The 17,725-nt window shown below is 71.5% G+C and carries 16 protein-coding genes; 7 read left to right on the top strand and 9 right to left on the bottom strand.

The annotated features are described in order from the left end of the window. Positions 1 to 51 precede the first annotated feature (51 nt). Positions 52 to 681 carry a class F sortase gene (locus tag OG625_RS26330; protein WP_329385889.1) on the top strand — a complete coding sequence of 210 codons (630 nt, stop codon included), beginning with the start codon at positions 52 to 54 and terminating at the stop codon, positions 679 to 681. A gap of 10 nt (positions 682 to 691) precedes the next feature. On the opposite strand, the gene OG625_RS26325 is transcribed toward OG625_RS26330, so the two are convergent. The 3 genes from OG625_RS26325 to OG625_RS26315 are packed head-to-tail and all read right to left on the bottom strand — an operon-like array spanning position 692 to position 3,101. Beyond that, complete coding sequence (locus OG625_RS26325; RefSeq protein WP_329385887.1) at positions 692 to 1,468, bottom strand: sulfite exporter TauE/SafE family protein; 777 nt, start codon at positions 1,466 to 1,468, stop codon at positions 692 to 694. Positions 1,469 to 1,504: 36 nt separating this feature from the next. Further along, the gene (locus OG625_RS26320; RefSeq protein ID WP_329385884.1) at positions 1,505 to 1,756 is read right to left on the bottom strand and encodes a hypothetical protein; all 252 of its coding nucleotides are present in this window, start codon (positions 1,754 to 1,756) and stop codon (positions 1,505 to 1,507) included. A 49-nt stretch (positions 1,757 to 1,805) separates the two neighbouring features. Further along, complete coding sequence (locus OG625_RS26315) at positions 1,806 to 3,101, bottom strand: ferredoxin reductase family protein (protein WP_329385881.1); 1,296 nt, start codon at positions 3,099 to 3,101, stop codon at positions 1,806 to 1,808. 157 nt (positions 3,102 to 3,258) lie between these two features. Between OG625_RS26315 and OG625_RS26310 the strand changes: the two genes are divergently transcribed. Genes OG625_RS26310 through nirD form a run of 3 tightly spaced genes read left to right on the top strand, consistent with a single transcriptional unit; the run spans position 3,259 to position 7,437 of the window. Next, the gene (locus OG625_RS26310) at positions 3,259 to 4,578 is read left to right on the top strand and encodes an NAD(P)/FAD-dependent oxidoreductase (RefSeq protein ID WP_329385879.1); all 1,320 of its coding nucleotides are present in this window, start codon (positions 3,259 to 3,261) and stop codon (positions 4,576 to 4,578) included. Position 4,579: 1 nt separating this feature from the next. Continuing rightward, positions 4,580 to 7,108: a nitrite reductase large subunit NirB gene (nirB, locus tag OG625_RS26305; protein WP_329385876.1), complete on the top strand. Its 2,529-nt coding sequence runs from the start codon at positions 4,580 to 4,582 to the stop codon at positions 7,106 to 7,108. Further along, on the top strand, positions 7,105 to 7,437 hold the full coding sequence (gene nirD / locus OG625_RS26300; protein WP_329385873.1) for a nitrite reductase small subunit NirD: 333 nt from the start codon (positions 7,105 to 7,107) through the stop codon (positions 7,435 to 7,437). Before nirB ends, nirD begins: the two co-directional genes overlap by 4 nt. A 14-nt stretch (positions 7,438 to 7,451) precedes the next feature. On the opposite strand, the gene OG625_RS26295 is transcribed toward nirD, so the two are convergent. The 3 genes from OG625_RS26295 to OG625_RS26285 form a co-directional block, all read right to left on the bottom strand. Further along, positions 7,452 to 7,862, bottom strand: a complete 411-nt coding sequence (locus OG625_RS26295) for a VOC family protein (protein ID WP_329385870.1) — start codon at positions 7,860 to 7,862, stop codon at positions 7,452 to 7,454. 133 nt (positions 7,863 to 7,995) lie between these two features. After that, positions 7,996 to 8,457 (bottom strand): group III truncated hemoglobin, encoded by a 462-nt coding sequence (locus OG625_RS26290; RefSeq protein WP_329385868.1) that lies wholly within the window; start codon positions 8,455 to 8,457, stop codon positions 7,996 to 7,998. Positions 8,458 to 8,474: 17 nt separating this feature from the next. Then, positions 8,475 to 8,729 (bottom strand): hypothetical protein, encoded by a 255-nt coding sequence (locus OG625_RS26285; protein WP_329385865.1) that lies wholly within the window; start codon positions 8,727 to 8,729, stop codon positions 8,475 to 8,477. 53 nt (positions 8,730 to 8,782) lie between these two features. Here OG625_RS26285 and OG625_RS26280 point away from each other — a divergent pair, with 53 nt between their 5' ends. Then, positions 8,783 to 9,130 (top strand): hypothetical protein, encoded by a 348-nt coding sequence (locus tag OG625_RS26280; protein WP_329385862.1) that lies wholly within the window; start codon positions 8,783 to 8,785, stop codon positions 9,128 to 9,130. Between the two features lie 125 nt (positions 9,131 to 9,255). Further along, the gene (locus OG625_RS26275; protein ID WP_329385859.1) at positions 9,256 to 10,416 is read left to right on the top strand and encodes an alkaline phosphatase PhoX; all 1,161 of its coding nucleotides are present in this window, start codon (positions 9,256 to 9,258) and stop codon (positions 10,414 to 10,416) included. Between the two features lie 187 nt (positions 10,417 to 10,603). On the opposite strand, the gene OG625_RS26270 is transcribed toward OG625_RS26275, so the two are convergent. The 3 genes from OG625_RS26270 to dusB form a co-directional block, all read right to left on the bottom strand. Next, complete coding sequence (locus OG625_RS26270) at positions 10,604 to 11,611, bottom strand: ArsR/SmtB family transcription factor (RefSeq protein WP_329385856.1); 1,008 nt, start codon at positions 11,609 to 11,611, stop codon at positions 10,604 to 10,606. A gap of 386 nt (positions 11,612 to 11,997) precedes the next feature. Then, positions 11,998 to 14,706: a pyruvate, phosphate dikinase gene (ppdK, locus tag OG625_RS26265; RefSeq protein WP_329385854.1), complete on the bottom strand. Its 2,709-nt coding sequence runs from the start codon at positions 14,704 to 14,706 to the stop codon at positions 11,998 to 12,000. Positions 14,707 to 15,070: 364 nt separating this feature from the next. Next, entirely contained in the window at positions 15,071 to 16,231 is a 1,161-nt protein-coding gene (dusB, locus tag OG625_RS26260; protein ID WP_329385851.1) for a tRNA dihydrouridine synthase DusB, read from the bottom strand. Positions 16,232 to 16,266: 35 nt separating this feature from the next. On the opposite strand from dusB, the gene OG625_RS26255 reads away from it, so the two are divergent. Continuing rightward, positions 16,267 to 17,715 (top strand): MFS transporter, encoded by a 1,449-nt coding sequence (locus OG625_RS26255; protein ID WP_329385848.1) that lies wholly within the window; start codon positions 16,267 to 16,269, stop codon positions 17,713 to 17,715. The last annotated feature ends 10 nt before the right edge of the window (positions 17,716 to 17,725 follow it).

The raw sequence follows: 17,725 nt of genomic DNA, 5'->3' as shown, positions 1-17,725 counted from the left end.
CGGGGCGGGCGACGGCCAGTCAGCCGACACGGACGCCGAGGGGGAATGCGCATGGGTGGGGGCCAGAGGGGATTGCGGGGTCACGGCGGCCTCGTCGCGATCGCCGCCTGCGTGGGCATCTGGCTCGTGTCGAGCGGTTCCCGCGAGCCCGTCGGACCGCCGCTGCCCTCCCCCGCCGAGGCCCTGACCGCCGCCGGTGACGCCGGCCCGGGCCTCGCACCGCTCCCCGGCTCCCCTCCCCGGCGAATCCGGATCCCGTCCATCCGGGTCGACGTCCCGCTGACCGGACTCGGCCTGGAGCCGGGCGGCAGCCTCGAAGTACCGCCGCCCTCACGGCGCGACCTGGCCGGCTGGTACCGCGAGGGCACCACCCCGGGCGCCACCGGTACCGCGCTCGTCGCGGGGCACGTGGACGATTCCGCCGGCCCCGGGGTCTTCTATCACCTGGGCGCGCTGCGCCGCGGGGCATCGATCGAGATCGCGCGCGCCGACGGCCGTACGGCGGTGTTCACCGTCCACGCGGTCGAGGTCTACGACGCCGTGGCCTTCCCCGACAGCCGGGTGTACGGGCCTTCGCCGCGCGCCGAGCTACGGGTGATCACCTGCGGCGGCGGCTTCTCGCCGGGCACCGGGTACCGGGGGAACGTGGTCGTCTTCGCGCACCTCACCGGGACGTACTGAGCGGGCCCGGTCAGCCCCACTGCTCGAAGCCGAGCTTCACCACGAGCGCGCCCACCACCGTCAGCAGCACCCCGCGGACGAATCCGCTGCCCTTCTTGAGCGCCATGCTCGCGCCGACCATGCTGCCGGCGAGGTTGAACGCCGCCAGCAGCGCGGCCAGCTGCCACAGCACCATGCCCTGGTAGGCGAACATCGCGAGCGCCCCCGCGTTGGTGCAGGTGTTGACGATCTTGGCGGTCGCGGAGGCGGCGACCAGGTCGAGGTGGAGCACCGCGGTCAGCGAGAGCACCAGGAAGGTGCCGGTGCCGGGTCCGAAGAGGCCGTCGTAGAAGCCGAGGCCGAGGCCGACCAGGCCGATGGCCAGCAGTACCCGTCGGCGACTGACGGGCGAGGCGGCGGGGGCCGCGCCGAAGGCGGGCCGGAAGAGCACGACCCCGGCGACGAACACCAGCACCACCATGATCATCGGGCGGAGCGTGTCCTTGCTGATGCCTCCGGCGATCGCGGCGCCGCCCATCGAGCCGAGGAGCGCGGCCACCCCGATGCGGACGGCGAGCTTCACGTCCATCGGGACCTTGCGCAGGTACGCGACGGCCGCGCCCCCGGTGCCGACGATGGCGACGGCCTTGTTCGTGCCGAGGACGGTGGCGGGGTGGGCGTTCGGCAGGCCGAGGAGCAGGGCGGGCACGAGCAGCAGGCCGCCGCCGCCCACCACGGCGTCGATCCAGCCGGCCGCCGCGGCGGCCACGCACAGCACGATGATCATCGTTGTTGATATGTCAGGCACAACCCGACCCTATGCACCTGTCAGGCGCGGGTGTCGTCAATCCCCGAAAACTTGCGCAAAGGTTGAGCTTTGCCGGTCCGCGACCCGGTCCGGGGCCACCGGCGCCGCCGGGTCCACGGCCGCCGTCAGCACGCTCGCGGCCAGCACACTGGCCAGCCCCAGCCCGACCGCCAGGCGCTGCGCGGGCCGTACGGAAGCCAGGACGGACGGCCTGCTCGGCCTGCGGTGCCGGGCCTTCGGGACCGCGGCGACGGGCACGGACAAGGGGACGTGGAGCGGGTGGCGCATGAACGCGGAACCTCTCGGGGAGCTGATCGGGGAACTGATCGGAAGCCGATCAGAAGCTGAAGCACTCGGCATGGATGCGCCCCTCGGGCACCCCGGCCCGCAGCAGCGCGGCCCTCGTCGCGTCGGCCATCCCCGGCGGCCCGCACAGGTACACGTCCTGCTCGGCCAGGTCCGGCACCAGCGCGGACAGCGCCTGCGGAGCGAGCGGATCGTAGGCGGCGCCCGACGGCCCGAGGAGGTAGTGCAGCCCCGCCTGCCGTTCGGCGGCGATGGCCTCCAGCTCGGAGCGCAGTACGAGGTGCTCCTCGGCCCCGGCCCGGTAGAGGAGGGTGATGTCCCCGGGGCCGCCGGGCAGGGTCTCGAACAGGGCCCGCATCGGGGTGATGCCGACCCCGCCCGCGATCAGCAGCACCTTGGGCCGGGTCCGCCGGGCGGCGGTGAGCGCGCCGAACGGCCCCGTGGCCAGGACCCGCGTGCCCGGGCGCAGCCGGCGGATCCGCCGCGAGTGGCCGCCGAGCCCCTTGACGGTGATCCGCAGGGTGTCCCCGTGCACCGGCGCGGACAGCGAGAACGGCAGGGCCGTGTGCCACAGCCGCCGCTCCAGGAACCGCCAGCGCAGGAACTGCCCCGGCTCCGCGCGCAGCTCCGCCAGGTGCTCCCCGCGGATGACGACGGAGACCACCCCGGGCCCCTCCGCCCGTACCTCCGCGACCCGCAGCGCGTGCCGCAGGGCCTGGCGCCCGGGGACCACCACGCGGTACCAGACCAGCAGGACGGCGACCACGGTGTGGGCGAGCGCCCAGAACCAGGCGACCGGAGCGAGATCGGGCCCGGCGAGCTGGTGCACGAAGCCGAGGGCGGCCGCGAGGTACACCAGCAGGTGGACCCCGCGCCAGGTTTCGTGCGACACCCGGCGGCGTACCGCCCGGGCGGAGGTCACGCCGACCGCGACCAGGAGGACGGTCCCGGCCGCGGCGGCGGCGAGCGCGGGGAAGCCGAGCAGCTCCCGGACGGCGGAGACCACATCGACCTCCTCGTGCACGGCGTATCCGAGCAGGGCGAACAGCCCGTGCCCGAAGCAGAGGAGCAGGACGTGGCGGCCGCCGAGGGCGTGCCATCGGGCGAGCCGGTCGGCGCCGACCCCGTGCTCGACGGCGGGCACCCTGGCCATCAGGAACAGCAGCACGAGCACCCCGTAGCCGGCGAGCAGCCCGGTCAGGTGCGCGGCGGTGGCGAACAGCGCGTCGGGCCGCGCCGAGGGCCGCACCTGCACCGCCCAGAGCAGGGTCACCACCCCCGCCCCGGCCGCCACCCCGCCCCTCAGCCGCACCACAGCATCTTGCATACGAAGCACGCTAAGGGCCGGGGCGGCGGTGTGGATGATCCTTAAGGCGGCGTTGAGGGAGGCCTCACGGACCCTTAACCCGGACGCTGAGGTCGGCGTTCCGTCCGGGTAACAACAACGATGCGGCGGGGAAACAGCAGCCGCGCACGCTCATGGCATGACCTCGAATCAGCGTGTGGTGGTGATCGGCGGCGGCCTCGCGGGCCTGCGACTCGCCGCGCGGCTGAATGGCGCGGCGGCGGTGACCGTCCTCGGCGAGGAGAGCCACGTCCCGTACAACCGGGTGCTGCTCGCCGAGGTCCTGGCGGGCCGGTACGCACCGGAGGTGACCGCCCTCCCGGCGGTCGGCCCGGAGCTGCGGCGGGGGGTCCGCGCGGTCCGCGTCGACCGCGCCGAGCGGACGGTCCACTGTGACGACGGCGCGGCGCTGCCGTACGACACCCTGGTGCTGGCCACCGGCTCGAACGCGGTGCTCCCGCCGCTGCGGGGGCTGTTCGAGCCGGAGGGGCGGGACCTCCCGGACGGGGTCCACGCCTTCCGCACGATGGACGACTGCCTCGCCCTGTCGGCGGCCGTACGCCCCGGGGTGCGGGCAGTGGTGATCGGCGGCGGCCTCCTGGGCGTCTCGGCGGCCCGCGCGCTGGCCGCGCGGGGCGCGCAGGTGGTCCTCGCGCAGCAGGGCGAGCGCCTGATGGAACGCCAGCTGGACGCGGACGCCTCCGCCATGCTCCACGCCCACCTGACCGCCCTCGGCGTGGAGATCCACACGGAATGCCGGGTCCGCGGCCTGACTGTTGCGTCTGTGCCGGAGCCGCACCGGGCAGCCGACAGCAGCCAGAATCCAGCCCCTCCGGCGTTTGAGGAGCGGGGTCCGGGGCGGAGCCCCGGCAGCCGGGCCGCACGGGGCAACCGCCGGGTCACCGGGGCCGAACTGGCCGACGGCTACCGGCTCGACGCCGATGTCGTCGTCCTCGCCTGCGGCGTACGGCCCCGCATCGGCCTCGCCCAGGCCGCCGGGCTGGAGATCCGCAAGGGCATCGTGGTCGACGACCAGCTGCGCACCAGCGACCCCCGCATCCACGCCATCGGCGACTGCGCCGAGCACGCCGGCCAGGTGTACGGCCTGGCCGGACCCGCCCTGGAGCAGGCCGACGCCCTGGCCGCCACCCTCACCGGCCGGCCCGCGCACTACACCGGCACCCGCGCCCTCACCCGCCTGACCCTCGCCGCCGACGGCGACCGGTCCCTCGACCTCGCCGCCTTCGGCGAGACCACCCCGCGCCCCGGCGACGACGTGGTCCACCTCGCCGACGCCACCCGCCGGACCTACCGGAAGGTCGTCCTCCGCGGCGACCGCCTCGTCGGCGGGGTGCTGCTCGGCGAGCTCTCCACCGTGGGCGCCCTCGCCCGCACCTGGGAGGGCGACGAACCACCGCACGACCTGTTCCACCTGCTCACCGACGACGGAGGCCACTGACATGACCGTGACCGAGCCCTTGCCCACGATCGTGCTCATCGGGCACGGCATGGTCGGCCAGCGCTACCTCGAGGCGCTCGCCGAGCGCGGGGTCACCGCCACCCACCGGATCACCGTGCTCTGCGAGGAGCCCCGGCCCGCCTACGACCGCGTGCACCTGACCTCGTACTTCTCCGGCAGCACCGCCGAGGACCTGTCCCTGACGCCCCCCGGCTTCATGGCGGAGCACGGCATCGCCCTCCACCTCGACGACCCGGCCGAGCACATCGACCGGGACGCCCGCACCGTCACCTCCCGCTCCGGGCAGGTGTTCCCGTACGACGTCCTGGTCCTGGCGACCGGCAGCTATCCCTTCGTGCCGCCCATCTTCGGCAAGGACGCGCCCGGCTGCTTCGTCTACCGCACCATCGAGGACCTCCTCGCCATCGAGGAGTACGCGAAGGGCAAGGTCTCCGGCGCGGTCGTCGGCGGCGGGCTCCTCGGGCTGGAGGCCGCCGGCGCCCTGCAGGGGCTCGGGCTCGCCACCCGCGTCGTCGAGTTCGCCCCGCGCCTGATGCCCGTACAGGTGGACGAGGGCGGCGGCGCGGCCCTGTTGCGCACCATCGAGAACATGGGCATCACCGTTCACACCGGTGTCGGTACCCAGGAGGTGCTGACCGGCGAGGACGGTCACGTCAGCGGGATGCGGCTGACCGACGGGTCCGCGATCGACACCGATCTGGTCGTCTTCTCCGCCGGTGTCCGGCCCCGCGACCAGCTGGCCCGTGCCGCGGGGCTGTACATCGGCGAGCGAGGCGGCATCACGGTGGACTCCCACTGCCGCACCTCCGACCCGAACGTCTACGCGATCGGCGAGTGCGCCCTCGCCGTCGACGGCCGGGTCTACGGCCTGGTCGCCCCCGGCTACGAGATGGCCGAGACCGCCGCCGAAGACCTGCTGGGCCGCGAGAAGGAGTTCACCGGAGCCGACCTCTCCACCAAGCTCAAGCTGCTCGGCGTGGACGTGGCCTCCTTCGGCGACGCCCACGGCACCGCCCCCGACAGCCTGGACGTCGTCTGGTCCGACTCCCGCTCCGGCGTCTACAAGAAGCTGGTCGTCTCCCCCGACGGGGTCCTCCTCGGCGGGGTCCTGGTCGGCGACGCCGACTCGTACGGCCTGCTCCGCCCGCTCACCGGGAGCGTGCCGCCCGTCGCCCCCGAGCAGCTGGTGCTGCCCGCGGGACTCGGCGCGCCCGTCGCGCTCGGCCCGTCCTCGCTCCCCGACCACGCGGTGATCTGCTCCTGCCACAACGTCACCAAGAAGGCCATCACCGCCTGCTCCACCCTCCCCGAGGTCAAGAAGTGCACCAAGGCGGGCACCGGCTGCGGCGGTTGCCTCAAGGTGATCGGGCAGCTGCTGCCGGCCTCCGCCGACAAGGGGCTGTGCGGCTGCTTCCCCTTCACCCGCGCGGAGCTCTACGAGATCGTCCGCACCCGCCGCCTGGCCTCGTACGAGGAACTCCTCGACGGGCACGGCCGCCCGGAGGCCCGCGGCGGTGACGGCTGCGAGGTCTGCAAGCCCACCGTCGGCTCGATCATCGCCTCGCTCGCCCCGACCCTGGGCGCGAGCGGCTACGTCCTCGACGGCGAGCAGGCCGCGCTCCAGGACACCAACGACCACTTCCTCGCGAACATGCAGCGCAACGGCTCGTACTCGGTCGTGCCTCGCATCCCCGGCGGTGAGATCACCCCCGACAAGCTGATCGTGATCGGCGAGGTGGCCCGCGACTTCGGCCTCTACACGAAGATCACCGGCGGTCAGCGGATCGACCTCTTCGGCGCCCGCGTGGACCAGCTCCCCCGGATCTGGGCCCGGCTCGTCGACGCCGGCTTCGAGTCCGGACACGCGTACGGGAAGGCCCTGCGGACGGTGAAGTCCTGCGTGGGGCAGACCTGGTGCCGCTACGGGGTGCAGGACAGCGTCCGGATGGCCATCGACCTGGAGCTGCGCTACCGGGGACTGCGCGCCCCGCACAAGCTGAAGTCGGCGGTCTCCGGCTGCACCCGCGAGTGCGCGGAGGCCCAGAGCAAGGACTTCGGGGTCATCGCGACGGCCGCCGGGTGGAACCTGTACGTCGGCGGCAACGGCGGGGCCACCCCGCGCCACGCCGATCTCCTCGCCCAGGACCTGTCCGACGCCGAGCTGGTCCGGCTCATCGACCGGTTCCTGATGTTCTACATCCGCACCGCGGACCGGCTGGAGCGGACCTCCACCTGGCTGGAGCGGCTGGAGGGGGGCCTGGGGCACCTGCGGGACGTGATCGTGCACGACTCGCTCGGGCTGTGCGCGGAGCTGGAGTCCCTGATGGCCGACCACGTGGCGCACTACCGGGACGAGTGGGCCGAGACGCTGCAGGACCCGGAGCGGCTGCGCCGGTTCGTGTCCTTCGTCAACGCGCCCGGCGCCCCCGACCCGACGGTGAAGTTCGTGCCCGAACGCGATCAGGTCAAGCCCGACCTGGCCGTCCTGACGATCGGAGGAGTCCGATGACCGTGGAACTGCAGGTGGCGGAGGGCTGGCTGACGGTGTGCGAGCTGTCCTCGCTCGTCCCCGGGCGCGGGGTGGCGGCGCTGCTGCCCGACGGGAGCCAGGCGGCGGTGTTCGTCGACCGCGCGGGGCGCACGTACGCCATCGGGAACCAGGACCCCTTCACCGGGGCGCAGGTGCTCTCGCGGGGCCTGCTGGGAGCGGCGGCGGGCCGGCCCTTCGTGGCCTCGCCGCTGCTGAAGCAGCGCTTCGACCTGGAGTCGGGGCGCTGCCTGGACGACGAGGAGGTGGCGGTCCGGACGTACCCGGTGCGGACCGCCGCGACCTCGTAGGCGGCGCAGGGGCATCAGCCTTCGATGGCGGCCGGGTCCATCCAGACGTACTCCCAGACGTGGTGGTCGAGGTCCTCGAAGGCGCGGCCGTACATGAAGCCCATGTCGATGGCCGCCCGCGGCTCGGTGGCGCCCGCCGCGAGGGCGGCGTCGACGACCTCGTCGACCTTGGCGCGGCTGTCGGCGGTCAGGGCCACCATCACCTCGGTGGTCTTGGCGGCGTCGGCGACCGGCTTGGTGGCGAACCCCTCGAACTTCGCCTCGGTCAGCAGCATCGCGAAGATGGTGTCGCTGATCACCAGACAGCCGGCGGTCTCGTCGGAGAACTGCGGGTTGAAGGAGTAGCCGAGCTTCTTCCAGAAGGCCTTGGCGGCTTCCAGGTCCTTGACCGGCAGGTTGACGAAGATCATCTGGGGCTGGGACATCTCGGTCTCTCTTCTCTCGCGCGGTGTTCGCTGCTTTCGAGGGGTAGACCGGGAACCCGGGGGAAACTCATCGCTCCCCGCGAAGCTTTTCGAGATTTCTCCTCGGCCCGGCCCGACGGGGCGAAACCACAGGTCAGACCAGTGAGCGCAGTTCGAGGGCGGCCAGCGGGATGAAGCCGAGGCCGTCCTCGCTCTCCATCGACACGTCCCGGCCCGCGAGCCGCTTGTGCAGGGTCAGCGCGATCCGCTCGCCCTGCGCCTTGGCCCGCTCCGCGTAGGGCCCGTGGTGCAGGCCGTCGATGGTCGCGTGCCACAGCTGCACCCAGCGGCCGAAGTCCGCGGCCGTCATGGCCCGCGCCGAGTTCAGCGCCGTGTGCGGGGCGAAGGCGTTGCGCCGGTAGTCGGCGGTGCGGAAGAGCGCGCGCTCCCAGAAGTCGGTGATGCGCGGCAGGTGGACCTCCAGGTCCGTGCCCGCGATCTCGGTGAAGAAGGGCCCGATCCGCGCGTCGGCGAAGGCGGCCGTGTAGAAGCGGCGCAGCACGACGTCGAGGTCGGCGCGGCCCGAGATGTCGGCGTCGGCGGCGAAGTGGTTCATGATTCCACCATCCTCTCCTACCGGCGGCCTCCCCAGGGGAGAAAGTCCCACCGTGCCGGGGCGTACGGCTCGCAGTAGCGTCCGGTCATGGCCGTCAAGAAGATCACCGAGAAGCTGTGGGACGAGGCCCTGGCCGCCGAGACCGGCCGGGACTGGTCCGCGTGGTTCGCCGAGCTCGACGGGTGGGGTGCCACCGGACACACCCACACCGAGATCGCGCGCCGGCTCGTGGAGGAGTACGGGGTGAGCGGCTGGTACGCCCAGTCGGTCACGGTCGGCTACGAGCAGGAACGCTGGGGGCCCCTCCCAGCGGTAGCTGGGGGAGATGCGCGAGGTCGGGCAGTCCTGCGACGGCGACTGGCAGGCGAGCACCTCGCGCACGGTGGCCGCGGCCGCCGAGCGGGTCACGGGGGCCTTCACGGACGCGGCGGTGCGCGAGCGCCGGCTGCCGCACGCGGACTTCTCCGTCCGCACGCACCGGTCCGGCAAATCCGTCACCGCGGACTGGGACGGCGGCAGCAGCCGTATTTCCGTCTATCTCACCCCCAAGGGCCCGGACCGTACGCAGGTGGGACTGGGCCACACGAAACTGGCCGACGCGGATGCCGTGGAGGTCTACAAGGCCTTCCGGAAAGAGCGGCTCGGCGCTTTGAAGTCCCTGCTGGAGGATTGAACTCACAGCGGTCGCTCATGCGTAATGAGGAATTGACGTCACGTCAACTCAAGGCTCCTAGGTTCCTCGACGCGTGCGACCCCGCGCCCGACCGGGTGCGGGGCCTTCCTCCCACAGGAGTGACCGTGGAACGTCGTACCTTCCTGCGCGGTGCCGTCATCGGCTCGTCGGCCGCCGCCTTCGGCGGGACGCTGATGCACGGGGCCGCCTACGCGGCGCCCGCCCAGCCCGGCGCCGGGCCCTACGGGGCCCTCGGCTCGGCGGACGCGAACGGCATCATGCTGCCGGCCGGGTTCAGCAGCCGGGTGATCGCCCGGTCGGGCCAGAACGTCGGCTCCACCTCGTACAAGTGGCACAGCGCCCCCGACGGCGGCGCGTGTTTCGTCGACGGCACGGGCTGGATCTACGTGTCGAACTCGGAGATCAACCCCGCCGGCGGCGCGAGCGCGGTGAAGTTCAACTCCTCCGGCACCATCACCAGTGCCTACCGGATCCTCTCCAACACCCGGCAGAACTGCGCGGGCGGCAAGACCCCCTGGAACACCTGGCTGTCCTGTGAGGAGGTCAGCCTCGGCTACGTCTACGAGACCGACCCCTACGGCGTGAACGCGGCCGTCCGGCGCTCCGCGATGGGCAAGTTCAAGCACGAGGCGGCCGCCGCCGACCCGGTGCGCCAGGTGATCTACCTGACCGAGGACGAGTCCAGCGGCTGCTTGTACCGCTTCGTCCCCACCACCTGGGGAAACCTTTCCTCCGGCACCCTCCAGGTGCTCGTCGCCGGCACCGCCACCTCGGGCTCCTTCACGTGGCAGAACGTCCCGGACCCGGACGGCTCCCCGACGACCACCCGCACCCAGGTCTCCGGTTCGAAGAAGTTCAACGGCGGCGAGGGCTGCCACTACGCCAACGACACGGTCTGGTTCACCACCAAGGGAGACAACCGGGTCTGGCAGCTGAACCTCACGAACAACACGTACGAGCTGGCCTACGACGACTCGCTCGTCCCCGGCGGCGCGGCCCCGCTGACGGGCGTGGACAACGTCACCGGTTCCTCGTACGGCGACCTGTACATCGCCGAGGACGGCGGCAACATGGAGATCTGCCTGATCACCCCGGACGACGTGGTGGCCCCCTTCCTGCGGATCACCGGCCAGTCCTCCTCGGAGATCTGCGGCCCGGCCTTCTCCCCCGACGGCTCCCGCCTCTACTTCTCCAGCCAGCGCGGTACGAGCGGCAGCTCGACCGGCGGCATCACGTACGAGGTGACGGGCCCGTTCCGCGTCTGACCTTCGGCACGTGCCGCTTCAGCCCCGCCGGCGTTTGAGGCGTGGGGGTCCCCCCGGACGGAGTCTGGTGGGGGCACCTCCCAGCGGTAGCTGGGGGAGAGGGTCCGGGGCGGCGCCCCGGCAACGGCGCCGCGCCCTGACTGACGGCCGCACCCCGGCGGGTTCAACCCACCGGGGTGCGGCCACGTCACGACGCCACGGCCCCACCCTTCAGCAGCGCGGCCCCCAGCGGCGTCACGGTGTGCAGCACCGCGTTCCCGTGCCGCAGCGTCGTCACCAGCCCCGCCTCCCGCATCACGCACGCGTGCTGGCTCGCGGAGGCCAGCGAGACCCCGGCGCGCCGGGCCAGCTCGCTCGTGGTGGCCCCGTCCCCGATGGCCCGCAGCACCACCGAGCGGGTGTGCCCGACGAGCTTGCCCAGCGTGCGGACCCGCTGCTCCTCCACCGCCGGCCGTGCCCCCTCGCCCCCCGTGGGCGCCGAGGCGAGCTGCGCGGCGGCCGGGTAGACCAGCACCGGCGGCAGCTCCGGGTCGTGCAGGGTCACCGCGGTGCGCCGGCAGAAGAAGGACGGCTGGAGCAGCAGCCCGCGCCCCCGCAGCCGGACGTCCCGGTCCACGGGGTAGTCGCACTCCAGCACGGGCGCCCGCCAGCGCAGCATCGGCGGCAGCGAGGCCAGCAGCTCGTCCGCGCCCCCGTCCAGCAGGGCGCGCCCGCGTGCGGCCCGCTCGGCCTCGATCTGGGCCTGGATGTGGGTCCAGTACGGCTCGACGGCCGCCCGGTGGTACGCCCGCAGCTCGCCCAGCAGCCTCGGCAGGTGCTTGGTCCCGTCCTCCATGAAATCCCGGAGCCTCGGCGGCATCACCGCGGTACCGGCCCCGCCCAGCAGTCGCATCTCCCGCCGCATCCGCTCGGGGCGGATCCCGCGCAGGGCGTCGAGACCGACGTCCCACCCGTACCGCCCCTCGACGGGTGTCAGGAAATCGGGAAAATAACCCTTGCTCGGTATAAGCATACCGAGCATGCGTGTTTCACTGTTCAACCTGATTCTGGATTCCGTCCGCCATTCACCGAACAACCGGACATCTCGCCGGTCTCTTAAGCGATGAAAGCTGAGAATCGTTTCCCACAACGCATCGGGACGCCCTGCCATCCGTACGCGTGCCAGGTCCACTCCAGTGAAATGGATACGCAGCACCGAACCCCCACCTGTGCAACCGCAATCCCCCCGCCCCATGAGTATGCATGCCGTCACACGTGGTCACCACGCCCTTTCGGCCACAGTTGAAACCCCTTTCGGCAGAGGCGTGACAACCGAAATCCTGTACTCCGCCGGGCACACTCCGATGCGACCGAAACGCTCCGCGAAGGCCGTGGGGGGCTTTGCGGGGCCTGGCGGTCGGTCGCACGGGAAGCGCCGACGTGCCCGGCAGAATGACAGCGGCGGTGGACGGGTGGGGATCCGTCCACCGCCTGCTGGCGTAAAGATTTGTTGAACAAGTGAAAATAGGCGCGTCTGCCCTCGGGGGTCAGGGATCCCGGGGGCAGACGCGCCGTCTTGGGGGCCCTTCTCAGGGCCGGGGGTCAGCGGCTGTCGCTGCCCTTCGCCTCGGCGGCCGCACGGCCGGCCTCCAGGCGCGCCACCGGGATCCGGAAGGGCGAGCAGGAGACGTAGTCGAGGCCGACCTCGTGGAAGAAGTGGACGGACTCGGGGTCACCGCCGTGCTCGCCGCACACGCCGAGCTTGAGGTCGGGGCGGGTGGCCCGGCCGGCCTCGACGGCGCTGCGGACCAGCGAGCCGACGCCGTCCCTGTCGATGGTCTCGAAGGGCGAGACCCCGAAGATGCCCTTCTCCAGGTAGGCCGTGAAGAAGCTGGCCTCGACGTCGTCGCGGGAGAAGCCCCACACGGTCTGGGTCAGGTCGTTCGTGCCGAAGGAGAAGAACTGCGCGGCCTCGGCGATCTGGCCGGCGGTCAGGGCGGCGCGGGGCAGCTCGATCATCGTGCCGATGGACAGCTTGAGGCTGGTGCCGGTGGCGGCCTCGACCTCGGCGATGATCGCGTCGGCCTCCTCGCGGACGATCTCCAGCTCCTGAACGGTGCCCACGAGCGGGACCATGATCTCGGCGCGGGGATCGCCCTTGGCGTTCTTGCGCTCGGCCGCGGCCTCGGCGATCGCCCGGACCTGCATGGCGAACAGGCCGGGGATGACCAGACCGAGGCGGACGCCGCGCAGACCCAGCATCGGGTTCTGCTCGTGCAGCTTGTGCACGGCCTGGAGCAGGCGCAGGTCGTTCTCGTTGGCGTCCTTGCGGGACTCGGCGAGGGCGACGCGCACCGACAGCTCGGTGATGTCGGGCAGGAACTCGTGCAGCGGCGGGTCGAGCAGGCGGACGGTGACGGGCAGTCCGTCCATCGCCTCGAAGAGCTCGACGAAGTCCTTCTTCTGCAGCGGCAGGAGGGCACTCAGTGCCTCCTCGCGCTCGCCGTCGGTGTCCGCGAGGATCAGTCGCTCCACCAGTTCACGGCGCGAACCGAGGAACATGTGCTCGGTGCGGCACAGGCCGATGCCCTGGGCGCCGAAGCGGCGGGCGCGCAGCGCGTCCTCGGCGTTGTCGGCGTTGGCGCGCACCCGCAGGCGGCGGACGCGGTCCGCGTAGGCCATGATCCGGTGCACGGCGGCGACGAGCTCGTCGGCGTCGTCGGCGCCGGCGTGCATGCGGCCCTCGAAGTACTCGACGACCGGGGACGGTACGACGGGTACCTCACCCAGGTACACCTTGCCGGTGGAGCCGTCGATGGAGACGACGTCGCCCTCTTCGATGACCGTCTCGCCGACCGTCATGCGGCGGCGCTTGGTGTCGACGTCGAGCTCCTCGGCGCCGCAGACACAGGTCTTGCCCATGCCGCGGGCGACGACGGCGGCGTGCGAGGTCTTGCCGCCGCGCGAGGTCAGGATGCCCTCGGAGGCGATCATGCCGTCCAGGTCGTCCGGGTTGGTCTCGCGGCGGATCAGGATGACCTTCTCGCCCGAGCGGGACCACTTGACGGCCGTGTACGAGTCGAAGACGGCCTTGCCGACCGCCGCGCCCGGGGAGGCGGCGATGCCGCGGCCCAGCAGCGTCGTCTTGGCATCGTCGTCGAAGCGCGGGAACATCAGCTGGGCCAGCTGGTGCCCGGTGACGCGCTGGAGCGCCTCGGCCTCGTCGATCAGGCCCTGGTCCACGAGCTGGGTGGCGATGCGGAAGGCGGCGCCGGCGGTGCGCTTGCCGACGCGGGTCTGCAGCATCCACAGCTGGCCGCGCTCGATGGTGAACTCGATGTCGCAGAGATCCTTGTAGTGGGTCTCCAGCGTGGTCATGATCGTGATGAGCTGGTCGTACGAGGCCTTGTCGATGGCCTCCAGGTCCGCGAGCGGCACGGTGTTGCGGATGCCCGCGACCACGTCCTCGCCCTGGGCGTTCTGGAGGTAGTCGCCGTAGACGCCCGCGTGGCCGCTGGCCGGGTCGCGGGTGAAGGCGACGCCGGTGCCGGAGTCGGGGCCCAGGTTGCCGAAGACCATGGAGCAGATGTTGACGGCGGTGCCCAGGTCGCCGGGGATGCGCTCCTGACGGCGGTAGAGCTTGGCGCGGTCGGTGTTCCACGAGTTGAAGACGGCCTCGACGGCGAGGTCGAGCTGCTCGCGGGCGTCCTGCGGGAACTCGCGGCCGGCTTCCTTCGCCACGATCTTCTTGAAGCGCGTGACGAGCTTCTTCAGGTCGGCGGCGTCGAGGTCGGTGTCGACGGTGACCTTCTTGGCGGCCTTGGCCTCTTCGAGGGCTTCTTCGAAGAGCTCGCCGTCGACGCCGAGGACGGTCTTGCCGAACATCTGGATGAGGCGGCGGTAGGAGTCCCACGCGAAGCGCTCGTCGCCGGACTGCTTGGCGAGGCCCTTCACCGACGTGTCGGAGAGGCCGATGTTGAGGACGGTGTCCATCATGCCGGGCATCGAGAACTTGGCGCCGGAACGCACGGAGACCAGCAGCGGGTCGTCCGACTGGCCGAGCTTCTTGCCCATCTTCGTCTCGAGGGCGGCAAGGTGGGCGCTGACCTCGTCGCGCAGCGCGGCCGGGGCCGTACCGCTTTCGAGGTAGACCTTGCAGGCCTCGGTGGTGATGGTGAAGCCGGGAGGGACCGGGAGACCAAGGTTGGTCATCTCGGCGAGGTTGGCTCCCTTGCCGCCGAGAAGGTCCTTGAGGTCGCGGTTGCCCTCGGTGAAGTCGTAGACGAGCTTCTGATCTTTGTTTTCCGACACGGGTCTCGACTCCTCGAGGCTCGGTGGCTGCCCTGACGGCCAGGAACATACCCAGATCGAAGGCTTCTGGGTATGTCCACTTGGTCGACATGCGGCTGTAACCACCCGTGCGCCAGCAGATCGAAAGTAACTCACGGGTAATGCGAACGTACGAAAAGCCTTCACAAGCCGAAGGGAGAGGGCCCATTTGGGCCGGAATCCCGCTCGGATGAGCGATCATCGATACATTTGCGTTCAAGACTTGAACGCACAAAGGGTGGCACCCAGTGCCACCCTTTGAAAGTCTTACCCGTGACTTCAGTGCTCATCTGAGCGAAACCTCACCCATGCGTGGCGTATATCACGCGCCACGCAGGGCGATTTGTCAGCCGCCGGAGGTGTCCAGTTCAGCGTCCTCGCTCACACCGGCACAGTCGTACGGGTCCTTCAACCAGCCCTCCGGCAGGACAACTCGGTTGTTTCCGGACGTCCGGCCGCGCGGGCCGTCCGCACTCTCGGGCCATCCCTGATCCAGATCCAGCTCGCTCAGATGAGCGTCCAGCTCGGCCAGCGAAGAGGTCACCGCGAGCTTGCCCCGCATCTCGGAACCCACCGCGAAGCCCTTGAGGTACCAGGCCACGTGCTTACGGAAGTCGATCACCCCGCGCGCCTCGTCCCCGATCCACTCCCCCAGCAGCTGCGCGTGGCGGTGCATGGTGGCCGCGACCTCGCGCAGCGTCGGCTTGTGGAAGTCCTCGGGGCGCCCCTCGAAGGCCGCCACCAGGTCGTTGAAGAGCCACGGCCGCCCAAGGCAGCCGCGCCCCACGACCACGCCGTCGCAGCCGGTCTCCCGGACCATGCGCAGCGCGTCCTCAGCGCACCAGATGTCGCCGTTGCCGAGCACCGGGATCTCCGGCACGTGCTCCTTGAGCCGCGCGATGGCCTCCCAGTCGGCGGTGCCGCCGTAGTGCTGGGCGGTGGTGCGCCCGTGCAGGGCGATGGCGGTGATCCCCTCCTCGACGGCTATCCGGCCGGCGTCGAGGTAGGTGAGGTGCTCGTCATTGATGCCCTTGCGCATCTTCATGGTCACCGGCAGGTCGCCGGCGCCCGCGACGGCCTCGCGCAGGATCGCGCGCAGCAGGTTCCGCTTGTAGGGCAGGGCCGAGCCGCCGCCCTTGCGGGTCACCTTGGGGACCGGGCAGCCGAAGTTCAGGTCGATGTGGTCGGCGCGGTCCTCTTCGACGATCATGCGGACCGCCTTGCCGACCGTCACGGGGTCGACCCCGTACAGCTGAATCGAGCGCGGCTTCTCGGTCTCGTCGAAGTGGATCAGCTGCATGGTCTTCTCGTTGCGCTCGACCAGGGCGCGCGTCGTGATCATCTCGCTCACGAACAGCCCCTTGCCGCCCGAGAACTCCCGGCAGAGGGTACGGAACGGGGCATTGGTGATACCGGCCATGGGCGCGAGCACCACCGGGGGCTGCACGGTGTGCGGGCCGATCGCGAGGGGCGGGGGGAGCGTGGTCATCCGCCCATTGTCCCGCATGCCGGAGCCATGGGTGCGGACGTACCATCGGCCGCATGATCGAGACGAGTTCCCGGCAGCGCACGCTCGTCCTGGCGATCTGCTGCATGAGCCTGCTGATCGTCAGCCTCGACAACACCGTCCTCAACGTCGCGCTCCCCACCATGCGCAGCGACGTGCACGCCTCGGTCGCGGGCATGCAGTGGTCGATCGACGCCTACACGCTCGTGCTGGCCTCGCTGTTGATGCTCATGGGGTCCACAGCGGACCGGATCGGGCGGCGCAAGGTGTTCGTCACCGGCCTGGTGCTCTTCACCGCCGGTTCCCTGCTGTGCTCGCTGGCCCCCGGACTCGACTGGCTGATCTTCTTCCGGATGGTCCAGGCGGTCGGCGGCGCGATGCTCAACCCGGTGGCGATGTCGATCATCACCAATACCTTCACCGATCCGGCCCAGCGTGCGCGGGCCATCGGCGTGTGGGGCGCGGTCGCGGGCATCTCGATGGCCGCGGGGCCCCTGATCGGCGGGCTGCTGGTCGATTCCGTGGGCTGGCGCTCGATCTTCTGGGTCAACCTGCCGATCGGCATCGCGGCGCTCGTGCTGACCCTGCGCCACATCCCCGAGTCCCGGGCCGCCCGGCCGCGGCGCCCGGATCCGGTGGGCCAGGTGCTGGTCATGGCCCTGCTCGGCTGCGTGACGTACGGGATCATCGAGGCGCCGGCCGCCGGGTGGCGCTCGCCGCTGATCATGGGATGCGCCCTGGTGGCCGTCGCCTCGCTGGTGGGGCTGCTGCTCTACGAGCCCCGGCGCGCGGAGCCGCTGATCGATCTGCGGTTCTTCCGGAGCGCGCCCTTCAGCGGGGCGACCGTGATCGCGGTCAGCGCGTTCGCGTCGATGGCCGGCTTCCTCTTCCTGAACACCCTGTACCTCCAGGACGTACGGGGGCTGGACGCACTGCACGCCGGGCTCTACATGCTGCCGATGGCCGCCATGACCTTCGCCGTCGCTCCGCTGTCGGGGCGGCTGGTGGGCAGCCGCGGGCCGCGGCTGCCGTTGCTGATCGCCGGCGCCGCGATGGGCGGGAGCGGGCTGCTGTTCGCCGCCTTCCGGGGCGAGACGTCCACCGCGCTGCTGTTCACCGGGTACGTGCTCTACGGCCTCGGCTTCGGCATGGTCAACGCTCCGATCACCAATACGGCCGTCTCCGGGATGCCGCGCTCCCAGGCGGGCGTGGCCGCCGCCATCGCCTCCACCAGCCGCCAGACCGGCAGCACGCTGGGCGTCGCCGTCGTGGGCGCGGTGCTGGCGGCCGGGATGGCGGGCGGGCGCGGGTTCGTCGAGGCGGCGGTCCCGGCGTGGTGGATCATCACGGTGTGCGGAGCGCTCGTGCTCGTGCTGGGCGCGGCGACGACCGGGCCCTGGGCCCTCGGCACGGCGGACCGCACGGCCCGCGCCCTGGAGGAGCCCGTCAGTGCGGCGGCGGAAGCGGGCGTCCCGCGCGGGTAGCGCCCCGGCC

This window comes from Streptomyces sp. NBC_01351 (assembly GCF_036237315.1).
GTDB lineage: Bacteria > Actinomycetota > Actinomycetes > Streptomycetales > Streptomycetaceae > Streptomyces.
The sequence above is the reverse complement of the archived record's forward strand: the minus strand, read 5'-3'. Positions and strand labels throughout refer to the sequence as shown.